Origin of the sequence: Paracoccus chinensis (assembly GCF_900102885.1) — a bacterium.
GTDB classification, from domain to species: domain Bacteria; phylum Pseudomonadota; class Alphaproteobacteria; order Rhodobacterales; family Rhodobacteraceae; genus Paracoccus; species Paracoccus chinensis.
The window spans coordinates 1-1,528 of sequence record NZ_FNGE01000068.1 but is presented as its reverse complement, the minus strand read 5'-3'; the positions used below and the strand labels follow the sequence as shown (position 1 = coordinate 1,528).

The following is a 1,528-nucleotide window of genomic DNA, read 5'->3' as shown; positions in this document are numbered from 1 at the left end:
GAAAAGGGTGTCGCCACCGAGATCGTGGTGGTGTCGGTGGGCGTGAAGCAGGCGGCCGAGACGATCCGCACGGCGCTGGCGATGGGGGCCGACCGCGGCATCCTCGTGGTGGCCGCCGACGACGTGCACCAGGACATCGAGCCGCTGGCCGTGGCCAAGATCCTCAAGGCCATCGTGGCCGAGGAAGCGCCGGGGCTGGTCCTCATGGGCAAGCAGGCGATCGACAACGACATGAACGCGACCGGCCAGATGCTGGCGGCCCTTCTGGGCTGGGCGCAGGCGACGCAGGCGGGCAAGGTCGAGGTCGCCGGCGACAAGGCCACCGTCACCCGCGAGATCGACGGCGGGCTGCAGGTGATCGAGGTCACGCTGCCCGCGATCGTGACGGCCGACCTGCGCCTGAACGAGCCGCGCTATGCGAGCCTTCCCAACATCATGAAGGCCAAGAAGAAGGAGCTCGTCGAGAAGACGGCGGGTGACTACGGCGTGGACGTCTCGCCCCGGCTGACGGTCGTGAAGACGGCCGAGCCCGAGGGCCGCAAGGCGGGGGTCAAGGTGGCCTCGGTTGACGAGCTGGTGTCGAAACTCAAAGCCGCGGGGGTGATCTGATGGCGGTGCTGCTGCTGGCCGAGATGGCCGAGAACGGGCTGAACCGGGATGCGACGGCCAAGGCCGTGACGGCCGTGGCCCCCTTGGGCGAGGTGACGGTTCTGGTCGCGGGCGCGGGCGCGCAGGCGGCCGCCGCCGAGGCCGCGAAGATCGCGGGCGTGGCGAAGGTGCTGGTGGCCGGGGATGCGGCCTGTGCCCACCGTCTGGCCGAGCCGATGGCGGCGCTGCTGGTGAGCCTCGCCCCGCAGTTCAGCCACATCGCCGCGCCGGGCACGACGGACGCGCGCAACATCCTGCCGCGCACGGCCGCCCTTCTGGACGTGATGGTGATCCCCGAGGTCAGCCGCGTCGTGGACGCCGAGACCTTCGAGCGCGGGGTCTACACCTCGGCCGCGATCCAGACGGTGCGCTCGTCGGACCCGGTCAAGGTGCTGACGGTCCGCGTCGCCAGCTTCGACGCGGCGGGCGAGGGCGCTCTGGCCCCGGTCGAGCCCGTCTCCGCTGCTGCCGATCCGGGGCTGTCGGCCTGGGTCGAGGACCGCGTGGCGGCCTCGGACCGCCCGGAACTGACCTCGGCCAAACGCGTGGTCTCGGGCGGGCGCGCGATCGGCTCCAAGGAGAACTTCGTGCTGATCGAGAAGCTGGCCGACAAGCTGGGCGCCGCCGTGGGCGCTAGCCGGGCCGCGGTCGATTCGGGCTATGCGCCGAACGACTGGCAGGTGGGCCAGACCGGCAAGGTGGTCGCCCCCGAGCTTTACATCGCCGCCGGCATCTCGGGCGCGATCCAGCACCTCGCGGGCATGAAGGACAGCAAGGTCATCGTCGCCATCAACAAGGACGAGGAAGCCCCCATCTTCCAGGTCGCCGACTACGGCCTGGTGGGCGACATCTTCACCGTCCTGCCGGAACTCACCGAAAA

2 protein-coding genes are annotated in these 1,528 nt (G+C 70.5%); both read left to right on the top strand.

Annotated elements, in window-relative coordinates:
• Positions 1–609 (top strand): electron transfer flavoprotein subunit beta/FixA family protein (locus BLQ03_RS17665; RefSeq protein ID WP_090757592.1); only part of this gene is annotated, 609 nt, incomplete at its 5' end.
• Positions 609–1,528 (top strand): electron transfer flavoprotein subunit alpha/FixB family protein (locus tag BLQ03_RS17660; protein ID WP_139166823.1); only part of this gene is annotated, 920 nt, incomplete at its 3' end. The genes BLQ03_RS17665 and BLQ03_RS17660, both read left to right, overlap by 1 nt.